We start from the raw sequence: 23,206 nt of genomic DNA, 5'->3' as shown, positions 1-23,206 counted from the left end.
ATTTGAGTGGATCTGACTCTAGTACGAGAGGACCGAGTTGGACCGACCGCTGGTGCACCAGTTGTTCCGCCAGGAGCATCGCTGGGTAGCTATGTCGGGATGGGATAAGCGCTGAAAGCATATAAGCGCGAAACCCGCCACAAGATGAGATTTCTTTAAAGGGCCGTGGGAGATGACCACGTCGATAGGCTATAGGTGGAAGGGCGGTAACGTCCGTAGCCGAGTAGTACTAATTGCCCGTCAGGCTTGCGCATACGCTCGTCCCGTTCCTTGGAACGGGGCGGACGAGGGTCTTTACTTCTTTCTTTTTATCATACGTTACTATAATACTATACGTGTTACTTTCCTTTATAGGAATCCTGTTCCATTCATGTCAACGATATTGCGGCGGAGGCCGCGATCGGGAACATCCCGATCCAAAACTTAGGTGGCCATGGCGACGGGGCCCACCCCTTACCATTCCGAACAGGGAAGTTAAGACCGTTTGCGCCGATGGTACTGCTATACCAAGTGGGAGAGTAGGTAGCCGCCTTTTTCGAAAGCCCCTTACAACTATGTAAGGGGCTTTTTTTATGCCGTAAATTCAAATATATATCTGGGAATTTATTTAATATTGTAAATCATACTTTATTTAAGAGCTACACATTTTATAAAACAAATGTCATATTTTAATTCATTGGATAAAGAGGAAAAATTTAATGCCATTTCTCACGGTATAGGTGCCTTATTAGCTATTATTGGTATGGTAGTTTTAATGTATTGCAATACGGATAAATCACCCTATGCTACTTGGGGAATTATAATTTATAGTATATCTCTAATTAGTATGCTGGTTGTTTCGTCAGTATATCATGCCATGGATAATAGAATTTGGAAGTTGAGAATGAGAATACTCGATCATATAAATATTTATTATCTCATAGCAGGTACTTATACTCCGGTTGCGCTAATAACATTAATAAATGGTAATGGTTGGCAAATATTCTTTACAGTATGGGCAATTGCAGCTGTAGGTACTATATTAAAGCTATTTTTTACTGGTAAATATGAAATAGTGTCATTGCTCTTGTACTTACTTATGGGTTGGCTAATCGTATTTGATTTCCAGAATCTACTAGCTAATACATCTGAAGTAGGAATAGAGCTGTTGATGCTTGGAGGGGCATTCTATACTATAGGCATCATTTTTTATGCCGTTAGAAGAATTTCATATAATCATTTTATTTGGCACCTATTTGTACTTGGAGGCGCAATAAGTCACTGGTTCTTTATTTATTTAGATGTCATTTAAATCTTAAAATACTTTATAGTGCTGTATGCTATTAAGAATCTATTACATCCATATAGTCTTCATAAAATTTCTCAATTTGTAACATAGTTTGGTTTAAAAACTCCATAGTTTCTCTCCAGCTATTTTTATTGTGGATAGATACATCGTTTAATTCAACATATATTCTAGATATCTCTTTTTGATTTTCTAGAGTATAAAAGTCTTCATAAATAGCATTTGGTAAGTAGTCATCAATTAGAATAGATTTTAAGGCAACTAATTTGTCCCAAACTTTTATACGTTGGTCAAAGTCAGTATCAACATCAATAGAGACCATTGCAGCTTTTAAATTAAAATGAAACTTAAATGAAAGACCCTTAATACCTGTCTTGTATAAAGTCCATTTAACAGGGAAGGATTTTCCAAAAGAAATCCAAAAGTCTTCTCGTAATTTTCTTGAGTCTTCTTTACTGAACATTTATAAAAAATATGCGATGACTATCCCTAAAACAATGACCAAAAGTTTATGTAGGTTGAATTTATGACCTTCGGAGCTTTCAAATAAAATTACGGTAGATATGTGCAATAAAACTCCTATAACCAAAGCATGTAAATAGACAGAATATGTAGATAGAAATTCTACATTATGGGCTAAAAATGTACCTAACGGGGTCATGATAGAAAAAAGCAACATAAAAAATCCGGCATGTAATTTTTTAATTTTTGAACTTAAAAGAAATATGCTAAGAATTATGGCAATAGGAATTTTATGTATCAGTATACCATATATAATAGTATCATTGGTTTCTATGGGTAATCCTTCCAATAAGGAATGTATACTTAAGCTAAAAAATAATAACCAAGGAAAGTTTAATCTATCTTTTGAAATATGTACATGGCCATGTTCCGCACCTTTGGAAAAAAATTCCAAGAAAATCTGAAATAGAATTCCTAACATGATAAAAACCCCAATCGTTTTTGCATCGGAATCTATATATACTTCCGGTAACATTTCAAAAATTGTCAAAGCCAATAAAAACGCACCGCTAAATGCCAATAATAGCTTAAAATATTCGTTTTTTTTTGGTTTTGCTATGACTACAAATAAAAAGCTAAGCAATACTCCCAAAATGGGTAATAAGTAAATCATGTAAATGCTGGTTTGGCTTTAATTAAAGGAATTAGGACTTTAATTAATCAGACTTCAAAATTAGCGTATTTTTGCGGTACGAGAAAAGAAGGATATGGGTAATAATTTTAAAATGGTCGCCAAGACTTTATTTGGTTTTGAAGAGCTTTTGTCTAAAGAACTTAGAAATCTTGGAGCTAGTAATGTGGTAGAAGGCGTTAGGAATGTCTCATTTGAAGGAGATACCGGTTTTATGTACAAGGCAAACCTATGCTTACGAACCGCAATAAAAATCATTAAGCCCATTCATTTTTTTTATGTGAGGGATGAAAATGACCTGTATAAAAAAATCTATGCTATGGATTGGACAGAACACCTTTCTGTTTCGGAAACGTTCGCAATAGATACTACGGTCAATTCCGATAACTTTACGCATTCCTTATATGTTTCCCAAAAAGCGAAAGATGCCATAGTGGACAAATTTAGGGATACAGATGGATCTAGACCAGATGTGGATGTCAAGAATCCAGATTTACGTATTAATATCCATATCCATAATAATGAATGTAATGTATCTTTGGATAGTTCAGGTACTTCTTTACATCGAAGAGGCTATAGAACGGCTACGAATATTGCTCCCATAAATGAGGTGTTGGCTTCTGGGCTATTACTTTTAAGTGGTTGGGACGGACAATGTGATTTTCTGGATCCCATGTGCGGAAGTGGAACCATGTTGACAGAAGCGGCTATGATCGCATGTAATATACCTGCTAATATTAACAGAAAGGGATTTGCTTTTGAAAAGTGGCCAGATTTTGATGCGGAATTATTTGAGAAAATCACTGATGCCAGTTTAAAAAAAACCAGAGAGTTTCATCATAAAATAATTGGTTATGACAAAGCTCCGTCCGCAGTGAGAAAGGCTCAGGATAATATTGAGAATGCTCATTTAGAGGAATATATTACCGTTGAGAGAAAGAATTTTTTTAAAACCGTAAAATCTACGGAGGGTACTTTACATATGTGTTTTAATCCACCTTATGGAGAACGATTGGATATTGAGATGGAAAACTTTTATGGTGCAATTGGGGATACCTTAAAGCAAGGATACCCTGGTACCAATGCCTGGTTCATTACAAGTAATCTTCAGGCTTTAAAATTTGTTGGTTTAAGACCTTCACGCAAGATTAAGGTTTTTAATAGTCATCTGGAGTCTCGCTTGGTCAAGTATGAAATGTATGAAGGAAGTAAGAAAGCTAAATATCAAGGAAATACAAAAGAATGAAATTAAAACATAAAGTACTGATCTTAAATTTTGTTTGCTTTGCCGTTCTGTTTGTAATCCTACGTTTTGGGATTGGTTTTGTGTATAAGGAATATTCGTTCTTTATCTCCTTGATTTCGGCCATTGCCGCTTCATTATTGGCACCTAAATTTGCTTTGGTAAATAAAGAAGGAAAGGAGAAAATGGTAATGAAGTGGATTTTTATTAAAGGTTTTAGGGTTTTATAATTCTCCACTATTGGGCTCTTCTGATTCGGGCAGGGTAGTGGCCTTCTTATTTTTTTTGTAAAAAGGTAAAAAATAAGAAATACTGTAGTTGTAACCTACTCCAAATCGGCTATCATCAGTAACCTTATTAAATCCTGGAATATATAGATTTGGAAATCTGTCATCTTCTTTTTGGGATATTATAATTCCTAGCCGTATACTAGCACCTAAATAAAGGTTCTTGAATAATTCTACTTTGGTGCCAAAGACCGCCTCTAGCCAAGTGGCGGAAAGACCAGAAAAATTTTCAGGTATATCCGATCCGCTCGAAAAATCCTCTGAGCTCCAATAACGATTGGTGTCAAAATATTGATAGTTGTTAAGCGTATTTTCAAATGTACTGAATGCTAACCTTCCTCCAATATAAATCAAATTTTGCTCACCATACCAATTGGCATAGTTGTTCTTATTTACCCCAACCTTAATGTAACTACCAGATGTGGTAAAATTATATAAGTCTTCCTGTTTGGTCTTTTCTTCATTACCTATTTCTGCGGCTATATATAAATTTTGTGTTAATCTATAGTCAGCAACCAATTCCAATCCTTTGTAATTATCATCCAGAGATGTTCTTAGGATTCTACTTAAATCCACTCCAAGACGTAATCCATAAGATTGTTTATAGGTAATCGTATCTTTTGGATTTAGGTCTATGGGCTTATTTTGGCAAATGGCCAAGCAGCTAAAGAAAATGAAAAAAAGATTAATGAAAAATCTTGACATGGGTAGAATCTGAATTGATTACTTGACTTCTTGTTATTTCTATATCCTGAATCCAATTTTCGGAATCTGTTGTTATGGTAGCTTGTAATTCATCATAGTTAACAATAAACCCACAACCTCTTGAAAGAAAGTCTTCTACTCTTTGATAGGAAAAGTTTATCGTATCTATATTTCCGGTTTCTATACCTTCATCGTTAGTGGCGGAACTATTGATCATTATAAAGCTGGTAATATCAGCATCCGTCTTTAGTGGTATGGAGATGGTACTTAAAGCCGTTCTGTCCGCCACTGTATTGACCGTAACATTTTGGCCTACACCGACCACTCTTAAGGTGGGGACATTTTTTAAAGCACTAGTGTCCAAAATATTATAAAACTCTATGACCAAGAGAGGAGTGTCTCCTTCAACACAAATATCATCCTTTTCGCATGAGGATATTGCTATGATACACAAGAAACACAATATTACAGTTCGCAGCCTACTCATCTAATTCTTTCTTTTCTAAAAGTACAACATTTTCTACATGGTGGGTTTGTGGAAACATATCTACTGGCTGCACCTTGGTAACCTTGTACATATCTTTCATAAGTTCCAAATCCCTGGCTTGCGTGGCACTGTTACAACTTACATAAACCACTTTGTTAGGTGCAATATTCAAGATTTGTTGAACAACGTCTTTATGCATACCATCTCGTGGGGGATCAGTGATGATTACATCTGGCACACCGTTTTGAGCTATAAATTGTTCGTTGAATACATTTTTCATATCTCCAACAAAGAAATCCACGTTTTCAATATTGTTTCGCTCTGCATTTGCCTTGGCATCTAAAATTGCTTCAGGTACAGATTCAATTCCAACTACCTTTTTAGCTTTTTTAGAAACGAACTGAGCAATGGTTCCTGTGCCTGTATATAAATCATATACCAATTCATCACCTTTTAAATCTGCAAAATTTCTTGTGATTTTATATAATTCATAGGCCTGTTCAGAATTGGTTTGGTAAAAAGATTTGGCGTTTATCTTAAACTTCAACCCTTCCATTTCTTCTAAAATATGGTCTCTACCCGAAAAACAAATAATTTCTTGATCATAAATGGTGTCGTTCTGTTTTGGGTTGATAACATATAACAAGGATGTTATCTCTGGAAATGTTTTAGTAAGATGGTTTAGCAACAATTCTCTTTTCTCTTTATCATCCTCAAAAAATTGTACCATTACCATTACTTCACCAATAGAGGTGGTACGGATCATTAATGTTCGTAAAAGACCATGTTGGTTTCTTGGATTAAAAAAGGTGAGGCCATTTACCGCAGCAAATTTTTTGGTCTGTAAGCGTATGGCATTGGAAGGGTCACGTTGTAAATGACATTTTTTTATATCCAAAATTTTATCCCACATTCCTGGAATATGAAAACCTAAAGCGTTTCTATCTTCTATCTGTTGATCGGACTGAATTTCGTTCAAGGTAAGCCAACGACTATCGGAAAATGAAAATTCCATTTTATTCCTATAGAAATATTGTTCTTTTGATCCTAAGATCGGTGTTACTTCCGGTAGCTCAATATGGCCTATTCTTTTTAAGTTATTCTCAACCTCTTTTTGTTTATAAAAAAGTTGGTGCTCATAACCCATATCTTGCCACTTGCATCCTCCACATACACCAAAATGTTGGCAGACCGGATCAACCCTTTTTTTCGATAGGGTATGAAAATTGGTCGCCACACCTTCAAAATATGCTTTTCTTTTTTTTGTGGTCTGTACATCAACCACATCACCCGGTACGGTATTGGTTAAAAAGATTACCCTTCCATCCGGAGCTTTTCCTATGGTTTTACCCTTGGCTGCCGCATCTAGGACCGTAACCTTTTCAAAAACCAGTCGCTTTGTCTTTTTTCGCATAGCGCAAAAATAAAAGGTTTCTTTGGATTGCGAATACTGTTATTGATAGTATTAACAAGTAATTAAATACGTTGGACGGTATTATTTATTATGACAGCATTAATTTGTATTTTTGGAATTCTACAGGGATGATTTCTCTCCTACGCTGAATTTTCGACTCTTCGAAAGGAAAAAGGTATAGAAGGAATTGCTAAAGTTTTATTTAAAGTAATTTTATCATGTCAGTTTTAGAAAAGATTACTTCTAAGGATGCAATTGCCTTGGAAGAAAAACACGGAGCCCATAATTATCACCCATTGCCTGTTGTTTTAAGCAGGGGTGAAGGTGTTTTCGTTTGGGATGTGGAAGGAAAAAAGTATTATGATTTTCTTTCGGCCTATTCTGCCGTTAACCAAGGGCATTGTCACCCAACAATAGTTAATGCAATGGTTGATCAGGCTAAAACGCTATCCTTGACCTCTAGGGCGTTTTATAATGATATGTTGGGGAAATATGAAAAGTATGCAACGGAGACTTTTCATTTTGACAAGCTCTTACCAATGAATACGGGGGCAGAGGCTGTTGAGACCGCATTGAAAATATGTAGGAAATGGGCTTATGAAAAAAAGGGTATAGCAGAAAATGCTGCGGAAATCATTGTTTGTGAAAATAATTTTCATGGTCGTACCACAACAATCATCTCCTTTTCAAATGACCCGGTGGCTCGTAAGAATTTTGGCCCGTATACGGACGGATTCATTAAAATAGAATACGATAATTTAATGGCTCTGGAAGAGGCCTTGAAAACCAATGAAAATGTAGCTGGGTTCTTGGTTGAACCAATTCAAGGTGAAGCTGGGGTTTATGTGCCATCTGAAGGTTATTTAAAAGGTGCTAAGGCATTATGTGAAAAATATAACGTATTGTTCATTGCAGATGAAGTACAGACAGGTATTGCCCGTACGGGTCGTTTACTTGCCACATGCGGTAATTGCTCTTGTGTGGACAAACATTGTAGCGGAGAACCAGAAGTAAAACCGGATATATTAATCTTAGGAAAGGCATTATCCGGTGGTGCATACCCAGTTTCTGCCGTTTTGGCCAATGATGCCATCATGAATGTAATTCGCCCAGGCAATCACGGAAGTACCTTTGGAGGTAACCCAATTGCCGCGGCCGTAGGTATGGCGGCCCTAGGTGTTGTCAAAGAAGAAAAACTTGCTGAAAACGCTTATGTTCTAGGTGAAATTTTCAGGAAAGAACTCAATGAGTTTATTCCTACTTGTGACCTTGTGAAAAGTGTTAGGGGCAAGGGACTTTTAAATGCAATTCTTATCAACGATACAGAAGAAAGTTCCACTGCATGGGATATTTGTATGGCATTAAAGGAAAACGGTCTTCTTGCTAAACCAACACACGGTAACATAATTCGTTTTGCACCACCTTTGGTTATGACAAAAGCAGAGTTGTTGGACTGTGTGTCCATTATCATAAGAACCTTGCAAACATTTAAACAATAAAAAAATCCCCGAACATGTTCGGGGATTTTTCTTTGCTTACTATTGGTTATTGGAAATCTGCCGTAGCAAAAAACGCAATGATCAATCCAAAATAAATAATGGTAAGTATTAATAATATAACTGAAAGGGCCAGGCCTATATAAGAGAGCACTCTACCGGTCTGTATGTTATCATAACCACTATAATTGCCCGGATTGGCTTCATGGAAAGCTTTTGCTTTTTTAGCATAGTTCAAACCTATGAAACTAAAAATTGCACCAAAAGGCCCACAACAGAAAAGGGTCAATACTATAGATAGAATGCCAAATGTTAATGCATTACTGGAACCTGGAATTTTTTCTTCCATTATTATTGATTTAATAATTCGTTCATTCGCTCCTGTATAAGCTCTTGATCTTGACTCATGATTACATCCCAACCGATCCACATAATAAACCAAATCATGAACAGTAAAAATAAAATGTTCAGTACCAGACCTATGATGGTAACCAGCTTTGCCGTTTTAAGGGCGGAGTAATTAGTGTAATCATTTGGATTTGCATTATAGAGCTTGGTAGTATTAAGTGCAAGTACCAAACCAATGATACTAAGAATTAGCCCTAAAATACCATAACACCAGCATAGAATGATTGAAGCTATGCCGAGCACTAATATCAATGTTACATTAGGTAATTTTTGTTGTTCCATAATTTAAAGGTTTAGTTAGATAAATTTTAATATATAATTGGTCAATATAAATCCTACGGTGCTAATCATGAGAATTATTGTAATGGTGTTAGCATACTTTATTGTATATAATTTGTTTGCTCCCAAAAAAGCCAAAAGTAATAGCATAGGATAAATGGCAGGATACATTTTAAATGCCTCAATAAATTCTCCCTTGGTCAAAAAAAGTATGGCACGTTGCATACCGCAACCTGGGCAATCTATCCCTATTAATTTTTTGGTGAAACAGGGCAACATAAAATTATCCAACCCCAAATAAATAAATAATGCCCTTAATCGCATTTTATAGAAATTCTAAGTTGGAAAATTACCATTATTTTTGTGTATTCAAAATAAAAACATGTCTCAATTTCAGATAGGCGATATTGTAGAAACAATTGATGATGTTATCAAGGGAAGGGTAAATGCCATTAACGGTAAGGATATAACAATCATTAGCGATGATGGTTTTCCTCTAGTCTATGAGCCCCATGAACTTGTGTTAATGGCCAACGATATACGTGTCTCTAATTTTGATATTGCTCGCATTAAAAAAGAAAAGGAAATACCAAAGCGGAAAAAATCTACCATTGTTAAGCCAAAAGAGCGTAACGCACCTAAGATGGAAGTGGACCTGCATATTAACCAATTGGTAAAAAATCCTAAACAACTGGACAACTATGCTATTCTGAACCTGCAATTGGAAACCGCAAAAAGGCAATTGGATTTTGCCATAGCCAAACGCATTCAAAAAATTGTCTTTATCCACGGAGTAGGGGAAGGAATTCTAAAGGAAGAACTACGTTACCTTTTCAATAAATATGAGAATATTAAATATTATGATGCAGAGTATCAAAAATATGGCCTAGGGGCAACAGAAGTTTATGTCTACCAAAACCCTTAGATTATCCTCCAGTAGTTACTTCACCAAACTCATTAATCTGCAGATCCGTAATTCTACTTCCGTTTTCATTGACAAATGTAATGCCACTTAGCTTGATAGTGTGCGTAAAGGTTACGCTATCCGCCGTTGTAGTACTAACGGTAACAGAGCCGCCTTCAGCCTCAATTTCTTCAATGACCGTTGGTGTAAGTGGTGGTGGTGCATCACAAAAATAGGCACTGGTTACGGTTTCAGAAAATATACGATAGCTTACTTGTGAGTTTCCGGGAACTGCACTTTCCCTATCCGTCGTGGTTACTTCATTTTTTAGGAGTCCGCTAGCCAAGGTAATGATCAAGGACTCGTCACCATTGATCTTAAAAACCACGTTGGTAGAAGATGTGGATAACGTTCCACAATTTTGGACATTGTCTATGCTATCAAAGTCCACCGTTTCTATTTGAAGGTCGCCATCGTCACAGGCAAACAATAAAAATAAACAACCAATTAGTAGGTATTTTTTCATACATCAAATTTAATTTAAAAATTATAAACCCATGGAAAGCACACCCTCCATTTATGGGTAAATTAACTTTATTTGAGCTATTTTTGTTCTTTATTTATTAGAGCAGGCTTTGATGAAACAGGTATATTTAGATAATGCGGCAACAACACAGGTTCACCCTAAGGTAATTTCAAAAATGCAGGATGCATTGGCTAATTCCTACGGAAATCCTTCTTCTACACATAGTTTTGGCAGAACAGCGAAAACGGCCATAGAAAGTGCAAGAAAGACAATTGCCAAATATATTAATGCACAGCCCTCTGAAATTATTTTTACCAGTGGAGGTACTGAGGCGGATAACATGATATTAAGATGTGCGGTGCGTGATCTAGGGGTAAAGACTATAATCACTACTAGAATAGAACATCATGCAGTACTACATACGGTAGAGGAACTGGAAGCAAAAGGTCTTATAGAATTGCAATATGTTAATTTGGACGCTTATGGCAATCCTGATTTGTTGCATTTGGAAGAACTATTGAAAAGCAATGGTTCTAAAAAATTGGTAAGCCTTATGCATGTGAACAACGAAATAGGCAATAAAATAGATTTGGAACAGATTACCTTATTATCCAAAAAATACGATGCCTTGGTACATTCCGATACTGTTCAATCTTTAGGTCATTATGAATGGGATGTAAAAAAGTTTCCAATAGATTTTCTAGCTGCAGCAGCTCATAAATTTCATGGGCCTAAAGGTATTGGTTTTGCTTTTATCCGAAAAAATTCAGGTATGAGCTGTATGATATCCGGAGGGTCTCAAGAACGTGGGCTCAGGGCAGGTACGGAGTCTTTCCATAATATTGTTGGTCTCCAAGAAGCGTTTGTGCACGCCTATGATAATTTGGAAACGGAAAAGAAATATGTTGAAGGACTTAAGAGGTATTTTATAGAACAGGTAAGAAAGGATATACCGGAAGCCAAATTTAACGGACATTCCGCAGATATGGAAAAAAGCACCTATACGTTGGTGAACGTTTGTTTGCCCATTACGGAAGATAAGGCTATGATGCTTTTGTTCAACTTGGATATTAAAGGTATAGCGTGTTCAAAAGGAAGTGCATGTCAATCAGGGAGCGATACCGGTAGTCATGTCCTTACCCAAATTTTGTCCAAGGAAGACATGAAAAAACCATCTGTGCGTTTTTCATTTTCTACCTATAACACGAGGGAGGAAATTGATTACACCATTAAGGTGCTCAAGGATATAATAGAAAGTTAGTTTAATTTTTGTTGCGGTCTCGTTTTCTTTCCCTTTCGTATGGAAATTTTCTAATGGCCAATTTCATCATACGGTCAATGAGGTCCGTGGTGTTTTTGCCAGTTTTTTTATTAATCTCCTTTTCATATTTCCATAGCAGTCTTCCAGTGTCGCCATCGCTGATCTTTATGCCAATTCGGCCATAATCTGCTCCACCGGAAATATAATCTGTAAAGCTGAACTCTGTAGGTATACCGCTAGAAAGTAATATGTTTAAATCTAAAGTTCCGCTAATTATACCATCTACACCCAAAATTTCACTTAATTGTTTGGTGGTGTAGACATCTATATTTTCATAGGTTACATTGTTTTGTGCCAAAATAGCGGTAGTATTTTTTATATTCTGAAACTTTACCGGTAACTTTTTCTTTTTACTTCTTCTGGAAAAATAAGTTTCCAAAGCATTTTGTACAGCATATCCTTCATTTTCTTCAAGTCTTTTTTGTTCCTCCCTGGAAATGGGTTCGTTAAGGTCTAGATTTGTTAGAAAAGGAATTATGGCCAATACGGCATGATCTTCACTTAATTCATCAAAATTTGGGCTTTCATAAATGTTCTTTTGTCCAAGGGCTGCTATACAGTACAATGTGGTCAATAAGAAAAGTATTCTTTTCATCTGTTAATTTTAAAGGTGTATTCCTAATTTTAGATTCAATACCCTTGATGTTAAATAATTGGGCACGGCAAATTCGTTCTTACTGTCCACATCTCTAACCCATGTATTGGTTATGGAGTTTTGGTTGTTGAATAAATTAAAGATTTCAAACCCTAGGCTTAGCTCTTTAAAGGCGTGTAACCAATGCGTGGCAGGAAATTGCTTGTCCTTGCCTACAAAAATATAGGAAATTCCTAAATCTGCACGTTTATAATCCCTTAATCTATTCTGAAAAATATACGGATCTGCATAGCTGGGCGAACCTCCCGGTACACCGGTTTGATAAACCAGGTTAAGGTACATTTTTAAATCTGGAATTTTAGGAATGTAATCCTGGAACAGTACTCCTATTTTCAAGCGTTGATCTGTAGGCCTAGAAATATAACCCCGGTTATTCCTGTTTTCTTCAGTCTTTAAATAACCTACACTGATCCAAGATTCTGTTCCAGGTACAAACGCCCCGTTCATACGTAACTCTGCACCGTAAACATAGGCCTCCGTATCATTATTTGCACTATACCGAATGCGCACATCTTCTAAGGTATAGGGATTTACATGTTCCAATTTTTTATAATAGGCCTCGCCCAATAGTTTAAAGGCCCGTTCCCATAAAAGAAAACTGTACTCACTACCAAGAACAAAATGTATTGCCCTTTGTGCCTTTACCGAAGGTATAACCACACCAGTAACATCCCTTAATTCCCTATAAAATGGTGGTTGGTGGTAGAGTCCCGTAGAAAACCGGAATAACATATCCTTATTCCAATCTGGTTTAAGGGCCAATTGTAACCTTGGACTATATACGGTTTGGGATACTTGTTCACCGGTATCATCGCTAACGGACCAATGATGAAATCTTATACCTAGATTATAATATACATTGGCTTTGTTCCATTTATTTTGTGTACCAAATTGCGCATAACCGGAGAAACGGTCGGTCTGAACAAAATTTAAGGCGTTTAAACTGTTATAGGCAACTAAGGGAGCATTGTAAGGGTCTAAAGGTTGATTGTTTACAAATTCTGGTCGTGGAGGTCTAATTGAAAACCCGACAGAATCTATAAATTCTGATTCCCTTAATTGGTCCCTTATATCTTCATGGGTATATTTTGTACCCCATTCAAGAATGGAGTTGTTCATTGTATGGGAGCCTTTATGTTCAACATTTAAAATTAGGGCGTCCAAGTCATTTCGGGTTCTATTAAATTGAGAGCCTATGCCTCTAGGGTTCAATGCACTGCCCATGGTCTCACTGGTAAAATTGCTGTCTACTTGGCCCAGACCATAGGTTGCGATAACATCTGAGTATTCCTCTTCAGTAGTATGGTATAGCGAAGATATTAGCTTTAAAACCGTATTTTCATTTAATTGATACGTACCTTTTAAAGCCCCCAATGCTGTGGTATATCTGTTTTTCTCCAACCCTTCATAATAAACGATTAAAGCTTGTGGGTTCTCTAAGGTGCCAAAATTGGTCTGCCTGTTCAATGGCTCGTTAACATAATCGTTAAGGGCCAAATTGCCTAAAAAATCCAATTTAAATTTTGGGTTGAACCGGTAGGTTAAATAACTCTGTACATCCGTAAATGAAGGATTAAAATTGCTTTGTGTCTGTTGGGTGTTGACCAATAAGGCATTATTCCTATATCTTAAACCGGATAAGCTACTGAACTTGCCATTTTTAGATACAGTTTCCACACTAGCTTGTGCCCCTAAAAAGCTGCCTTCCATACGTAAGGAAAATACCGTAGGGGTCTTGTATTTGATATCCAATACAGAAGATAATTTATCTCCGTACTTGGCCTGAAATCCTCCTGCGGAAAACTTAACATTTTGGACAAGGTCGCTATTAACGAAACTAAGACCTTCTTGTTGGGCAGACCTTATTAAAAAAGGTCTGTACACTTCAATTTCGTTTACATAGACCAAATTTTCGTCATAATTGCCTCCCCTTACCGCATATTGGGTGGAAAGTTCGTTATTGGCATTTACGCCTGGAAGTAATTTTAAAATAGTTTCTACTCCCGCATTGGCTCCTGGGATTTTTCTGATAGTTGCGGGGGCGATATTTAAAATTGTTTCTGTTGCCCGTTCTCCGTTTGCCAATACCGTTACGCCACCAATTTGTATGGTATTATTTTTTAGTACTGGGTTAAACTCAAATATGTCGTTCGTAGTAAGAATCAAATTTTCCAACACTACATCCTTGAATGCAATATGGGAAAAGATAATAGTGTTTTCTTGGTCCGCAACAAGCTCTAGCGAATAATACCCTATATCATTTGTGGTGGTTCCTAAAGTTCCAGCAGAAATATTTACGTTGGACAAGGCGTTGTTATTTTCATCCAACACAATACCCGTAATGGTGGCATTTTGCGCAAAAACAATGGTGTTGCACAATACTATGATAGCCCCCAGAACACTAAATGGTCTCAAATATCTATTTTCTATAAAAAGAGGTGGTAAGCGTACTTACATTGCCTACATTATCTGTAACGGTCACTTTAAGAACACATTGCGTTTGGTCGGCAATCTTATCATCAAAATTATACGTCAATGTATTGCGTTTAGGTTCATATTCCATCAATATCCATTCACCGTTCAAAGTTGCCGTATATGAATCAATTCCGCTTAAATCGTCCGCAATGCTTACACTAAGGTATTTGTAGTTGTTGAGCCATTGCTTTTCCTTAAAATTTTTTGTTCTAATGGTTGGCGGTGTAGTGTCTTGTGCAATGGTATAGGTTCCCAAATTTCTGGTACGTGCGGTAAACAGATCGCCGCGTTTGTATGTGTTGGTAAAATTTGGCTGTATTTTATCGTTCAATCTTGCAATGAACAACTGTTTGTGCGTTTCCTTGGGATATTTTGATGCGTCAAAAGTAATAGTGAAATTCCTATGGGCCGGTACAGTATTGCTATGTATGGTAACCGTATCGGCACCTTTTTTTAAATCGATATAAAAATCTTCATAAAATGTATTTGCAGGAAAATAGACTTTTGCGCCCCCCAAGTCATAGTTATTTGGCTTTTTGGCTACCAAAAAATTATCGGTCACGTTATCATTGTTTGTGCTGGGGCCTTGATTTTCCTTCCCTTCAATAGGAATGGCAAGTTTAACCGTGTTACCGGCATAATCCTTAATGATTAGATTAGCAGTATAGCTAAGCCCTTTATTTACTTTGACCTTACCTTCATTATAAAGCTCCTTGTAAATGCTTAAGTTGTTACCGGGAGATTTAAAACTTTTCTGTATGCGCTGCCTATGCCTACCATAATAATCATAGTCTATCAATGTATTGATGTATCTGGTTTCGCCAAATGAGAACGACTCAAAATTATATAGCGAATAAATTTTTCCGTTGACGTTGAATTCTACGGAGTAAACCCCGTTTTTATTTGCAGCCATATCCAATCTATCATACCCAATGAATCCAAAACCTATTTCTCCAAGGGCTTCGACCTTATCTGCCAAATAGGTGCCATCATCCTGTCTACTAAAATTGATCTGTGTCCTTTCTTGGTTATGATTAATGTGCGCGTTGTCGCTTAACGGATATGCAAATAGTTTTTCCAAAATAGGATTTGTTGCATCAGCTACATGCATTCCATAAAGAAACGGGTTCGTTGGCTTTTCTGATATACTACTTCTAATTTCAAAGTGTAGGTGTGGACCAGCAGAGCCACCCGTGTTTCCGCTATATGCAATTAATTCTCCTTTGGTGACCTTTATTTCCCCATAATCAGGAAAAACTTCAACCTCAAATGATTTTTTTTCATATTGGAGTTTTTTAATATAGGCTTCTATGGTAGGTGAAAACTTCTGTAGGTGGCCATATACCGAGGTGTAGCCGTTTGGGTGGGCAATGTACAGCACTTTGCCATATCCCCATAAGGAAACCTTAATACGGGTAACCGTTCCGTCACCTATGGCGTTGACCGGAATTCCTTCCCGCTGCTGTGTCTTGATGTCCAGACCCGCATGAAAATGATTGGAACGTAGCTCACCGAACGTCCCGGCCAAAATAATAGGTATGTCCATTGGAGGGCCAAAAACATCCTTAGGATATTGTTCTTGACCTAGTAATGTTAGACAAAAAAGAAAGAATAGGACGCAGGGTGAATTTTTCATATGGTAGATTGCAATAGTGCGAAAATAATTAAACAACCACAATTCTATGAAGTTGCCCGTGCTAAAATTTTTATAAAGACATCTTGGCTATATAATTGTCAATTTAATTACAGTTCATTTTGGAATATTTCACAAAACTATTGCTAAGTCATCTAATCTATGTTAACTTTGTGTAAATCGCATTGATTTTGATGTATGGGCGAATTGATTAAAATCGTTGATTCCTTAGAAGATAAAATTAGCAAATTGTTGCATAAGCTGGAAGTGCTGAACAAGGCTAATTTAGAGTTGGAAAAGGAATTGAAGAATATAAAATCTTCACAGGAGAATGCAAGTAAAACGGTATCCGAATGGGAAGAGAAGTACAATTCTCTTAAACTGGCAAATTCAATGCTTGGCAGTAATACAAACAAAACAGAAGCTAAGCTTAAAATAAATACATTGATACGGGAGTTGGACCATTGTATAGCCCAACTTTCAGAATAATGTCTATAAAATATGTCAGAAAAGCTCAAAATAAAACTTTCTATTGCAGATAGGGTATATCCGTTGACGATCGATCCTGCGCAAGAGGAAGGTTTAAGAAAGGCCGCTAAAAATATTGAACAGTTGGCCAAAAAATTTGAGCAGAATTATGCAGTTAGAGATAAGCAAGATGTATTGGCCATGTGTGCCCTGCAATTTGCATCTAAAATTGAGCAAAACGGCATTGAGCAAACGGAAGGATCCAAAGAGGCCGAACAACGTTTAAAAGCGTTGAACGATTTGGTGAACTCTAAATTGGCTTTGTAAAAAAAAACGTTCTTTAAAATACATTAAGTTACTGCCCACATTGGTAATACCTTTTGACAAACTCAACATTTATTTTTTTAAAAAGGGTGAGTTTAGATTGTAAAAGCAGGCCCTACTCGTATAGGGATCCTTGATCAGTCTGTTAGCCCTAAACCTGTTTACCGGAGTTTGATCAAAACTTCTCCAATGTGGGCTTTTTTTTTATTAATTAATTAGACTATGGATAGTACAATGATAATTATTGCCGCAATAGTTGGGCTGGCAATCGGTTTTGCAATAGCAAAATTTTTGGAAAAAGGGAAAGCCTCTAAAACCATAATAAATGCAAAGAAAGATGCTGAGCGCATTATAAAGGAAGCTAATAAGGAAGGGGAAAGCATTAAGAAGGAAAAAATATTACAGGCCAAAGAAAAGTTTTTAGAACTAAAGGCCGAACATGAAAAAGTAATTTACGGGAAGGACAAAAAAATTAGCGAGGCGGAAAAGCGTACGCGAGATAAGGAATCTCAAGTAAGTAGCGAGCTTGCCAAAAACAAGCAAATGAACTCCCAATTAGACGGAAAACTAAAGGAAGTAGAGCAGAAAAGGGCCTTGTTTGAAAAAAGACACGAAGAACTGGACAAGATGCATAAAAGCCAAGTTCAGCAACTAGAGGTCATATCTGGACTTTCTGCAGATGAAGCTAAAAATCAATTGGTGGAAAGCCTTAAGGAGACTGCCAAGTCAGACGCTATGGCCTTTATACAATCTACGGTAGAAGAATCCAAACTTACCGCCCAACAAGAAGCCCGTAAGATCATTATCAATACCATTCAACGAATTGGTACGGAAGAAGCAGTAGAGAACTGTGTTTCTGTATTCAATATTGAATCTGATGACGTTAAGGGTAGAATTATTGGTAGGGAAGGTAGGAACATTAGGGCATTGGAGGCGGCTACTGGTGTGGAAATCATTGTTGATGACACTCCTGAAGCTATCATCCTTTCCTGTTTTGATTCTGTACGTAGAGAAGTGGCAAGATTGTCGTTACATAAATTAGTGACAGACGGTAGAATACACCCGGCTAGAATTGAGGAAATAGTTAAAAAGACCGAGAAACAAATAGAGGCGGAGATTGTTGAAATTGGTAAGCGTACGGTCATTGATTTAGGTATTCATGGATTGCACCCTGAACTTATACGCGCCGTGGGTAGAATGAAATATCGTTCTTCATATGGCCAAAATTTGTTGCAGCACTCTAGGGAAGTGGCTAAATTGTGTGGTGTTATGGCATCTGAACTTGGGCTTAACCCTAAAATTGCCAAACGAGCAGGTCTATTGCATGATATTGGCAAAGTGCCCAATACTGAAAATGAAGTGGAGACTCCGCATGCTATCCTTGGTATGCAATGGGCGGAGAAATTTGGAGAAAAAGCTGAGGTCTGTAATGCCATTGGAGCACACCATGATGAAATAGAAATGAAGACTCTTATAGCTCCAATAGTACAGGTCTGTGATGCCATAAGCGGTGCTAGGCCAGGTGCTAGAAGACAGGTATTGGATTCGTATATTCAACGTTTAAAAGACTTGGAAGAAATTGCATTTGGTTTTAGCGGGGTGCAGAAAGCCTATGCTATACAGGCCGGTAGAGAACTAAGGGTTATTGTTGAGAGCGAAAAAGTAAATGATGAAAGGGCAGCACAATTGTCCTTTGAGATTTCACAAAAAATTCAAACGGATATGACCTATCCTGGTCAAGTAAAAGTTACGGTTATCAGGGAGACTAGGGCGGTGAATGTAGCCAAGTAATAATAAATCATATAGTGAAAAAAAGCTTCTTATTGATAGAGGCTTTTTTTATGTCAATGATTATTTAAGCTATCCAACCATAATCTAAGCTTGTTCAGTTCTGTTGAGGTAAGCTTATTCTTTTTGCCTTTTGGCATTCTTTTCTTTACAAATACTTGCTGTTCTATAGCCAAGGAATAACGATTCATATTATCACGAGTAAACACCATACCTCTTTGTTTAGTAATATGACAACCATTACATTGGTCCATAAGAATGATATAGGCATTCTCTTGGGTATTTTCTTGGGGAAATGAATAGGGAACTATGTTATTTGTTGATAGGGGTCTATTAAATACACCTATAACGAACATAATTGACAAAAGTATAAGATGCTTCATGATAATGTTGACCTTAATACTATCGATTAATACTATTCAGAATTGCGGTCAACTACATTTGTTTTTATTCTTCCTCACCGGCAACACCTTCACTTTCATCTACATCCTTGGTCAAATTATTTTTGAGAATATTCAATTTTTTCAATTTCGCTTTCCAAGCAGCTAGCGATTCTTTATGCTGATTGACTCGTTTTATCACATCCTGTACCAACGGATTGCTTTCAGATGCATTCGAGAAAAATTCAAGATTGTTTTCCAACTGCCTTATTTCGCTCTTGCTCTCATCTATTTTTTTCCTAATAAAAGCGCGTTCGTTTTGAATTGCCTGTTCTTGGTTATCCGTTGTTTTGAGCTGTTGAATTTTATTACCATATTTCAACAGTTCAGACTCTTGCTTGCTAACTCCACATTTATAGAACAAGGCATCAATTATTTTGTCGAATTTTTGGTTAATGTTCTTTTTCTTGAACGGAACTTTACCAATTTTTTTCCATTCTTCTGTAAATTCCTTAATAGCTGCGAGGTCCTTTTCTTTTTCGCCGCTCAATTTAAAATCCTTTAGACGCTCAATACAGGCATCTTTTTTCTTGTAATTTTCTTCTTCTTCCTTAAATGCATCATTCTTAAGTGCATTTAATCTGTCAAAATAATGGTTACAGGCATTTTTAAAATCCTTCCAAATTTTATCTGAATACTTACGCGGAACATGGCCTATCTTTTTCCATTGGCTTTGTATACGCTTCATTTCTGAGGTGGTTACATCCCAATCCTCACTATCTTTTAATGATATAGCCAAATCAAGGAGCTCCCTTTTCTTTTGCAGGTTTTCCTGTTGTTCTTTTTTTAAGTTTTTGTAAAAGGCATTTTTGTTTTGGTTGAATTCACGTACTGCGCTTTTAAACGCATTCCATGTTTTTGAATTCACCTTTTGGGGAACTTGGCCGGCCTTAAAGAATGTCTCCCTTAATTCCTCAATCTTTTTTATTTGTTGCTGCAAAGTACCATGATTGGAAGAAACAGAAGATGCTATTTCCTTTATTTCTTCTATGATGGCATTCTTGCGCTCTAAATTTTCTTCCTTGATTTGATCAAGGTTCTTAAAATAGTCCTGTCTTCTTTCGTGAATAGTTTTGGTAGCCGCGCTAAAGCGGCCCCAGATTTCCTCCCGATGCTCTTTGCCAACCGGTCCCAAATCTTCTTTCCAAATTTTATGTAATACTTGTAATTCCCTAAAGGCCCTATTTAAATCTGGTTCTTTTGCAAGTTCTTCAGCTCTTGTGACTATTTTGCTTTTCTCTTCCAGATTGTGCTTAAAATCAAGATCCCTTAATTCCCGGTTGATATTTAAGAAATCATAAAAAATTTCAATGTGGTGGTGATACGTTTTCCAAACATTGTTGTAATTGGCCTTAGGTATAGGACCCGCGTGCCTCCATTTGGCCTGTATGTCCTTAAAGTTGTTGTAGGTTGTGTTAATATCCTCCTCAACATTTACCAAAGCTTTTAACTGTTCTATTAAATCTAACCGATAGGCGAGATTTTCTTTATGGCTTTTTTCTAAGCTTTTGTAATACTGATTTCTTTTCTCCCTATATTCTGCATACACTTCGTTGAATTGTCTTTTGTCAACGGAGTTGTACCTAAAGTCAATTTCATTTCCACCATTGGCTATGAATTCTTCCTTTTTTTCTTCTATAAATTCATCGAACTTTTGGTTGAATTCATCTTTAATGGAATCTACATGTTTACGTATGGCCTGTACCTTTTCATTTTTAACTAAGCGTTGCAGTTCCCCAACCAGGTTTTCCATGTTCATTTCATGATAATCCGGCATAGGTATTTCATGTCTTTTTACGGTATCTTCATCTTCCGCGTCCTCTGCATTGGACTCATCTATTTCATCTATGGCATTAGGTTCTTTTGCGGCTGAATCTAAAGATTCTTCCGTTTTTTGCTCTTCTGTAATTTCCTTCTGTACATCTTGACCTTCCGCAACGTTACTTGAAGTATCCGTAGTAGAATTTTCTTCTGTTGATGATTCTGGTAATTGGTGTTCTTTATCCTCGGACATATTCCTTAATTATATGTTTACAAGATAGTGACTACCCCTAGAATTGCAAAGTATTAGCGTCTATTTTTAGTATTGGCCTACGGTGCATTGACAGGCTTTAGGATTGTGTTTTTTTATTCATTTTAGACTATAGTGTTTTTTTCTTTATTAAATATTGTTCCAAATAGACCATGCTTTCTCCGCTTGCAACTCTAACATTCTTAACCCGTTGCAAATACGTGCTCCATTTAATTTACCCGTTTGCAAAAATGCCGTAACCTCCGGGTTATAAATAAGGTCGAACAATAAATGTTTTTGGCCAATAGAAGTATAGGGTAAGGCAGGTTTTTCCTCTATATTAGGAAAGGTTCCTACAGGAGAACAATTAATGATCAAGGTATGTTTTTCGATAGTATCACCAGTTAACTCATCATATCTAAAACCATTTTTTTTGCCTGACCTTGATACAAATCTATAATCAATTCCCAATTCATCAAGTACAAAAGCTATTGCTTTTGAAGCGCCTCCGGTACCCAATATCAATGCATCGTTGTGGTGAGGTTGTATGTGGGGCAATATGGCGTTTTTAAAACCATAGGCATCCGTATTAAAGCCTGTAAGGCCATTCTCATCAATTTTTATGGTGTTCACCGCTCCAATTTGTTGAGCCGCATGATCAATATGGTCCAAGTAAGGAATAACCTCTTCTTTATAGGGAATGGTTACATTGAGTCCGCTAATTGTATTGTTTTTTGAAAATATTGATGGAAACACTTCTATGGAATTCAAGTCAAAATTTTCGTAACTATAATTTTCAAGACCTAAATCTTGGAATTTTTTTTTGAAATATCCCCGGGAGAAAGAGTACGAAATATTCTTTCCTACCAAGCCAAATTTATGTTGTTCTGTTTTTTCCATACCAATCTAAAAGTAACAAAATGCTAATACCAATAACGATAAATAAAATAGCGGTCCAATTTTCTAAAATGCCCATGTCCGGTAGAAAACGTTCATAGTTCATGATTATCCTTTTTCCATTGGAATCCAGTAATACATTGCCATCTTCACCAATTTTATAAATTGTTTTTTTCCAAGGCCATACTACGCCCAAAGAACCAGTAATAAAACCTAATATGGTGGCAGTTGTAATATGTTTATAATGTTTTAGGACAAAACTTAATACGTGTGATAATGTTACCAAGCCTGTTGCGGAGCCCAATGTAAACACCGCTAATATTTTTAAGGTATGCAATCGTTCACTATTAGAAGTGAAGCTAAAATCACCAACAATTATTTCTGAAAAAGTATCATACAGGGCATTTACGGAATCTACTAAAAGCAGCACATAATTGCCCAAGAGAATTAATATAAAAGAACCCGAAAGTCCTGGTAAGGTCATGCCGGATACACTGATCATACCACATAGAAATATGAATATTAAATTGTCGTTTTCCTTTGCCGGACTCAAAAAACTAATGGCCACACCAATACCTAATCCTATGAGTGCAGCGGTAAAGGTTTTCTTTTTCCAATAATCAAAATCCTTACCTATATAATAGATAGAACCTAATATCATACCAAAAAAAGTGGACCAAACCAGTAATTCTTTTTTGACCAAAAAATAATCCAGTAGTTTGGATATGCTGAAATAACTTATGAGCATACCAAAGATCAACAGGGTTAAAAAGGGTCCGTTTATATATCTATAAAAGCTTTTAAATCTTCCGCCGATCAATAATTTGAACGCCTTTGCATTGATTTTTTGAAGCGAGTATATAAATTCCTCGTAAAACCCTCCGACAAAGGCAACGATGCCCCCAGATACGCCGGGTACTTTGTTGGCTGTACCCATGCATAATCCTTTTATGACCAAGAAAATTTTATCGGTTAAGGATCTGGGATGGTTCATGTAGTTTTATTGC

General features: G+C 36.6%; 25 protein-coding genes, 2 rRNA genes and 1 other RNA gene. 12 read left to right on the top strand and 16 right to left on the bottom strand.

Annotated features, from left to right (window positions below; genetic code table 11):
* The 3 genes from CHB68_RS14550 to trhA form a co-directional block, all read left to right on the top strand.
* Nucleotides 1-254, top strand: a 23S ribosomal RNA gene (locus CHB68_RS14550); the annotation flags it as partial.
* Nucleotides 255-423: 169 nt separating this feature from the next.
* Nucleotides 424-535, top strand: a 5S ribosomal RNA gene (rrf, locus tag CHB68_RS14545).
* Between the two features lie 141 nt (nt 536-676).
* Nucleotides 677-1,291: a PAQR family membrane homeostasis protein TrhA gene (trhA, locus tag CHB68_RS14540; RefSeq protein WP_315897759.1), complete on the top strand. Its 615-nt coding sequence runs from the start codon at nt 677-679 to the stop codon at nt 1,289-1,291.
* A 31-nt stretch (nt 1,292-1,322) separates the two neighbouring features.
* Here the strand turns inward: trhA and CHB68_RS14535 are convergent, their stop codons facing one another.
* Together CHB68_RS14535 and CHB68_RS14530 are read right to left on the bottom strand one after the other, a co-directional pair.
* Nucleotides 1,323-1,748 (bottom strand): DUF4268 domain-containing protein, encoded by a 426-nt coding sequence (locus CHB68_RS14535; protein WP_089261902.1) that lies wholly within the window; start codon nt 1,746-1,748, stop codon nt 1,323-1,325.
* Complete coding sequence (locus CHB68_RS14530; RefSeq protein ID WP_089261900.1) at nt 1,749-2,420, bottom strand: ZIP family metal transporter; 672 nt, start codon at nt 2,418-2,420, stop codon at nt 1,749-1,751.
* Nucleotides 2,421-2,514: 94 nt separating this feature from the next.
* Here CHB68_RS14530 and CHB68_RS14525 point away from each other — a divergent pair, with 94 nt between their 5' ends.
* Nucleotides 2,515-3,684: a THUMP domain-containing class I SAM-dependent RNA methyltransferase gene (locus CHB68_RS14525; RefSeq protein WP_089261898.1), complete on the top strand. Its 1,170-nt coding sequence runs from the start codon at nt 2,515-2,517 to the stop codon at nt 3,682-3,684.
* Nucleotides 3,681-3,911, top strand: a complete 231-nt coding sequence (locus CHB68_RS14520; RefSeq protein WP_089261896.1) for a hypothetical protein — start codon at nt 3,681-3,683, stop codon at nt 3,909-3,911. Before CHB68_RS14525 ends, CHB68_RS14520 begins: the two co-directional genes overlap by 4 nt.
* On the opposite strand, the gene CHB68_RS14515 is transcribed toward CHB68_RS14520, so the two are convergent.
* Genes CHB68_RS14515 through rlmD form a run of 3 tightly spaced genes read right to left on the bottom strand, consistent with a single transcriptional unit; the run spans nt 3,906 to nt 6,574 of the window.
* The gene (locus CHB68_RS14515) at nt 3,906-4,673 is read right to left on the bottom strand and encodes a DUF6048 family protein (protein WP_089261894.1); all 768 of its coding nucleotides are present in this window, start codon (nt 4,671-4,673) and stop codon (nt 3,906-3,908) included. The genes CHB68_RS14520 and CHB68_RS14515 overlap by 6 nt on opposite strands.
* A complete protein-coding gene (locus CHB68_RS14510; RefSeq protein ID WP_245838951.1) occupies nt 4,654-5,127 on the bottom strand; it encodes a DUF6452 family protein in 474 nt (157 codons plus the stop codon). The genes CHB68_RS14515 and CHB68_RS14510 overlap by 20 nt, the downstream gene beginning before the upstream one ends.
* A gap of 25 nt (nt 5,128-5,152) precedes the next feature.
* Nucleotides 5,153-6,574: a 23S rRNA (uracil(1939)-C(5))-methyltransferase RlmD gene (gene rlmD / locus CHB68_RS14505; RefSeq protein ID WP_089261890.1), complete on the bottom strand. Its 1,422-nt coding sequence runs from the start codon at nt 6,572-6,574 to the stop codon at nt 5,153-5,155.
* A 218-nt stretch (nt 6,575-6,792) separates the two neighbouring features.
* Here rlmD and rocD point away from each other — a divergent pair, with 218 nt between their 5' ends.
* The gene (gene rocD / locus CHB68_RS14500; RefSeq protein ID WP_089261888.1) at nt 6,793-8,073 is read left to right on the top strand and encodes an ornithine--oxo-acid transaminase; all 1,281 of its coding nucleotides are present in this window, start codon (nt 6,793-6,795) and stop codon (nt 8,071-8,073) included.
* Nucleotides 8,074-8,119: 46 nt separating this feature from the next.
* On the opposite strand, the gene CHB68_RS14495 is transcribed toward rocD, so the two are convergent.
* From CHB68_RS14495 to CHB68_RS14485, 3 genes are read right to left on the bottom strand one after another with little or no spacing between them, the layout of a single operon-like run.
* On the bottom strand, nt 8,120-8,419 hold the full coding sequence (locus CHB68_RS14495) for a CCC motif membrane protein (RefSeq protein WP_245838950.1): 300 nt from the start codon (nt 8,417-8,419) through the stop codon (nt 8,120-8,122).
* Between the two features lie 2 nt (nt 8,420-8,421).
* Complete coding sequence (locus CHB68_RS14490; protein WP_089261886.1) at nt 8,422-8,760, bottom strand: CCC motif membrane protein; 339 nt, start codon at nt 8,758-8,760, stop codon at nt 8,422-8,424.
* Between the two features lie 15 nt (nt 8,761-8,775).
* Nucleotides 8,776-9,081 (bottom strand): DUF2752 domain-containing protein, encoded by a 306-nt coding sequence (locus CHB68_RS14485; protein WP_089261884.1) that lies wholly within the window; start codon nt 9,079-9,081, stop codon nt 8,776-8,778.
* Nucleotides 9,082-9,139: 58 nt separating this feature from the next.
* Between CHB68_RS14485 and CHB68_RS14480 the strand changes: the two genes are divergently transcribed.
* Nucleotides 9,140-9,682 carry a Smr/MutS family protein gene (locus CHB68_RS14480; RefSeq protein WP_089261882.1) on the top strand — a complete coding sequence of 181 codons (543 nt, stop codon included), beginning with the start codon at nt 9,140-9,142 and terminating at the stop codon, nt 9,680-9,682.
* A gap of 1 nt (nt 9,683) precedes the next feature.
* On the opposite strand, the gene CHB68_RS14475 is transcribed toward CHB68_RS14480, so the two are convergent.
* The gene (locus CHB68_RS14475) at nt 9,684-10,187 is read right to left on the bottom strand and encodes a hypothetical protein (protein ID WP_089261880.1); all 504 of its coding nucleotides are present in this window, start codon (nt 10,185-10,187) and stop codon (nt 9,684-9,686) included.
* Between the two features lie 112 nt (nt 10,188-10,299).
* On the opposite strand from CHB68_RS14475, the gene CHB68_RS14470 reads away from it, so the two are divergent.
* Nucleotides 10,300-11,448 carry a cysteine desulfurase family protein gene (locus CHB68_RS14470; protein ID WP_089261878.1) on the top strand — a complete coding sequence of 383 codons (1,149 nt, stop codon included), beginning with the start codon at nt 10,300-10,302 and terminating at the stop codon, nt 11,446-11,448.
* A 1-nt stretch (nt 11,449) separates the two neighbouring features.
* On the opposite strand, the gene CHB68_RS14465 is transcribed toward CHB68_RS14470, so the two are convergent.
* From CHB68_RS14465 to CHB68_RS14455, 3 genes are read right to left on the bottom strand one after another with little or no spacing between them, the layout of a single operon-like run.
* Nucleotides 11,450-12,103, bottom strand: coding sequence for a hypothetical protein (locus CHB68_RS14465; RefSeq protein WP_089261876.1), 654 nt, complete (start codon nt 12,101-12,103; stop codon nt 11,450-11,452).
* Nucleotides 12,104-12,112: 9 nt separating this feature from the next.
* Nucleotides 12,113-14,578, bottom strand: coding sequence for a carboxypeptidase regulatory-like domain-containing protein (locus CHB68_RS14460; protein ID WP_245838949.1), 2,466 nt, complete (start codon nt 14,576-14,578; stop codon nt 12,113-12,115).
* Between the two features lie 4 nt (nt 14,579-14,582).
* Nucleotides 14,583-16,274: a M23 family metallopeptidase gene (locus CHB68_RS14455; RefSeq protein WP_089261874.1), complete on the bottom strand. Its 1,692-nt coding sequence runs from the start codon at nt 16,272-16,274 to the stop codon at nt 14,583-14,585.
* 195 nt (nt 16,275-16,469) lie between these two features.
* Here CHB68_RS14455 and CHB68_RS14450 point away from each other — a divergent pair, with 195 nt between their 5' ends.
* From CHB68_RS14450 to rny, 4 genes are all read left to right on the top strand, one after another.
* Entirely contained in the window at nt 16,470-16,760 is a 291-nt protein-coding gene (locus CHB68_RS14450) for a hypothetical protein (RefSeq protein WP_089261872.1), read from the top strand.
* Nucleotides 16,761-16,772: 12 nt separating this feature from the next.
* Nucleotides 16,773-17,066: a cell division protein ZapA gene (locus CHB68_RS14445; protein WP_089261870.1), complete on the top strand. Its 294-nt coding sequence runs from the start codon at nt 16,773-16,775 to the stop codon at nt 17,064-17,066.
* A 60-nt stretch (nt 17,067-17,126) separates the two neighbouring features.
* A non-coding RNA gene (ssrS, locus tag CHB68_RS14440) (6S RNA) lies at nt 17,127-17,236 on the top strand.
* Nucleotides 17,237-17,285: 49 nt separating this feature from the next.
* Entirely contained in the window at nt 17,286-18,854 is a 1,569-nt protein-coding gene (rny, locus tag CHB68_RS14435; RefSeq protein WP_089261868.1) for a ribonuclease Y, read from the top strand.
* Nucleotides 18,855-18,907: 53 nt separating this feature from the next.
* Here rny and CHB68_RS14430 read toward each other — a convergent pair whose 3' ends face one another.
* The 4 genes from CHB68_RS14430 to CHB68_RS14415 all read right to left on the bottom strand — a co-directional run bounded on the left by CHB68_RS14430 (nt 18,908) and on the right by CHB68_RS14415 (nt 23,193).
* Nucleotides 18,908-19,234, bottom strand: a complete 327-nt coding sequence (locus tag CHB68_RS14430; RefSeq protein WP_143815216.1) for a hypothetical protein — start codon at nt 19,232-19,234, stop codon at nt 18,908-18,910.
* A gap of 64 nt (nt 19,235-19,298) precedes the next feature.
* Entirely contained in the window at nt 19,299-21,305 is a 2,007-nt protein-coding gene (locus CHB68_RS14425; RefSeq protein WP_089261864.1) for a DUF349 domain-containing protein, read from the bottom strand.
* 147 nt (nt 21,306-21,452) lie between these two features.
* Complete coding sequence (locus tag CHB68_RS14420) at nt 21,453-22,202, bottom strand: shikimate dehydrogenase family protein (protein WP_089261862.1); 750 nt, start codon at nt 22,200-22,202, stop codon at nt 21,453-21,455.
* Nucleotides 22,180-23,193 (bottom strand): DUF368 domain-containing protein, encoded by a 1,014-nt coding sequence (locus CHB68_RS14415; protein WP_089261860.1) that lies wholly within the window; start codon nt 23,191-23,193, stop codon nt 22,180-22,182. The genes CHB68_RS14420 and CHB68_RS14415 overlap by 23 nt, the downstream gene beginning before the upstream one ends.
* Nucleotides 23,194-23,206: the final 13 nt, after the last annotated feature.

Origin of the sequence: Maribacter sedimenticola, from assembly GCF_900188415.1 — a bacterium.
In the GTDB taxonomy this organism is placed as follows: Bacteria; Bacteroidota; Bacteroidia; order Flavobacteriales; family Flavobacteriaceae; genus Maribacter; species Maribacter sedimenticola.
Note: the sequence above shows the minus strand (reverse complement) of the source record. Positions and strands in the feature narration are given on the sequence as shown.

Excerpts from the sequence above, each read along its gene's own strand:
- CHB68_RS14495 (WP_245838950.1), bottom strand. The coding sequence starts at position 8,419 with ATGGAAGAAAAAATTCCAGGTTCCAGTAATGCATTAACATTTGGCATT.
- CHB68_RS14475 (WP_089261880.1), bottom strand. The coding sequence starts at position 10,187 with ATGAAAAAATACCTACTAATTGGTTGTTTATTTTTATTGTTTGCCTGT.
- CHB68_RS14450 (WP_089261872.1), top strand. The coding sequence starts at position 16,470 with ATGGGCGAATTGATTAAAATCGTTGATTCCTTAGAAGATAAAATTAGC.
- rlmD (WP_089261890.1), bottom strand. The coding sequence starts at position 6,574 with ATGCGAAAAAAGACAAAGCGACTGGTTTTTGAAAAGGTTACGGTCCTA.
- CHB68_RS14515 (WP_089261894.1), bottom strand. The coding sequence starts at position 4,673 with ATGTCAAGATTTTTCATTAATCTTTTTTTCATTTTCTTTAGCTGCTTG.
- rny (WP_089261868.1), top strand. The coding sequence starts at position 17,286 with ATGGATAGTACAATGATAATTATTGCCGCAATAGTTGGGCTGGCAATC.
- CHB68_RS14470 (WP_089261878.1), top strand. The coding sequence starts at position 10,300 with ATGAAACAGGTATATTTAGATAATGCGGCAACAACACAGGTTCACCCT.
- CHB68_RS14430 (WP_143815216.1), bottom strand. The coding sequence starts at position 19,234 with ATGAAGCATCTTATACTTTTGTCAATTATGTTCGTTATAGGTGTATTT.
- CHB68_RS14530 (WP_089261900.1), bottom strand. The coding sequence starts at position 2,420 with ATGATTTACTTATTACCCATTTTGGGAGTATTGCTTAGCTTTTTATTT.
- rocD (WP_089261888.1), top strand. The coding sequence starts at position 6,793 with ATGTCAGTTTTAGAAAAGATTACTTCTAAGGATGCAATTGCCTTGGAA.
- CHB68_RS14525 (WP_089261898.1), top strand. The coding sequence starts at position 2,515 with ATGGGTAATAATTTTAAAATGGTCGCCAAGACTTTATTTGGTTTTGAA.
- CHB68_RS14485 (WP_089261884.1), bottom strand. The coding sequence starts at position 9,081 with ATGCGATTAAGGGCATTATTTATTTATTTGGGGTTGGATAATTTTATG.
- CHB68_RS14445 (WP_089261870.1), top strand. The coding sequence starts at position 16,773 with ATGTCAGAAAAGCTCAAAATAAAACTTTCTATTGCAGATAGGGTATAT.
- CHB68_RS14535 (WP_089261902.1), bottom strand. The coding sequence starts at position 1,748 with ATGTTCAGTAAAGAAGACTCAAGAAAATTACGAGAAGACTTTTGGATT.
- CHB68_RS14490 (WP_089261886.1), bottom strand. The coding sequence starts at position 8,760 with ATGGAACAACAAAAATTACCTAATGTAACATTGATATTAGTGCTCGGC.
- CHB68_RS14425 (WP_089261864.1), bottom strand. The coding sequence starts at position 21,305 with ATGTCCGAGGATAAAGAACACCAATTACCAGAATCATCAACAGAAGAA.
- CHB68_RS14465 (WP_089261876.1), bottom strand. The coding sequence starts at position 12,103 with ATGAAAAGAATACTTTTCTTATTGACCACATTGTACTGTATAGCAGCC.
- CHB68_RS14520 (WP_089261896.1), top strand. The coding sequence starts at position 3,681 with ATGAAATTAAAACATAAAGTACTGATCTTAAATTTTGTTTGCTTTGCC.
- CHB68_RS14420 (WP_089261862.1), bottom strand. The coding sequence starts at position 22,202 with ATGGAAAAAACAGAACAACATAAATTTGGCTTGGTAGGAAAGAATATT.
- CHB68_RS14480 (WP_089261882.1), top strand. The coding sequence starts at position 9,140 with ATGTCTCAATTTCAGATAGGCGATATTGTAGAAACAATTGATGATGTT.
- CHB68_RS14455 (WP_089261874.1), bottom strand. The coding sequence starts at position 16,274 with ATGAAAAATTCACCCTGCGTCCTATTCTTTCTTTTTTGTCTAACATTA.
- CHB68_RS14415 (WP_089261860.1), bottom strand. The coding sequence starts at position 23,193 with ATGAACCATCCCAGATCCTTAACCGATAAAATTTTCTTGGTCATAAAA.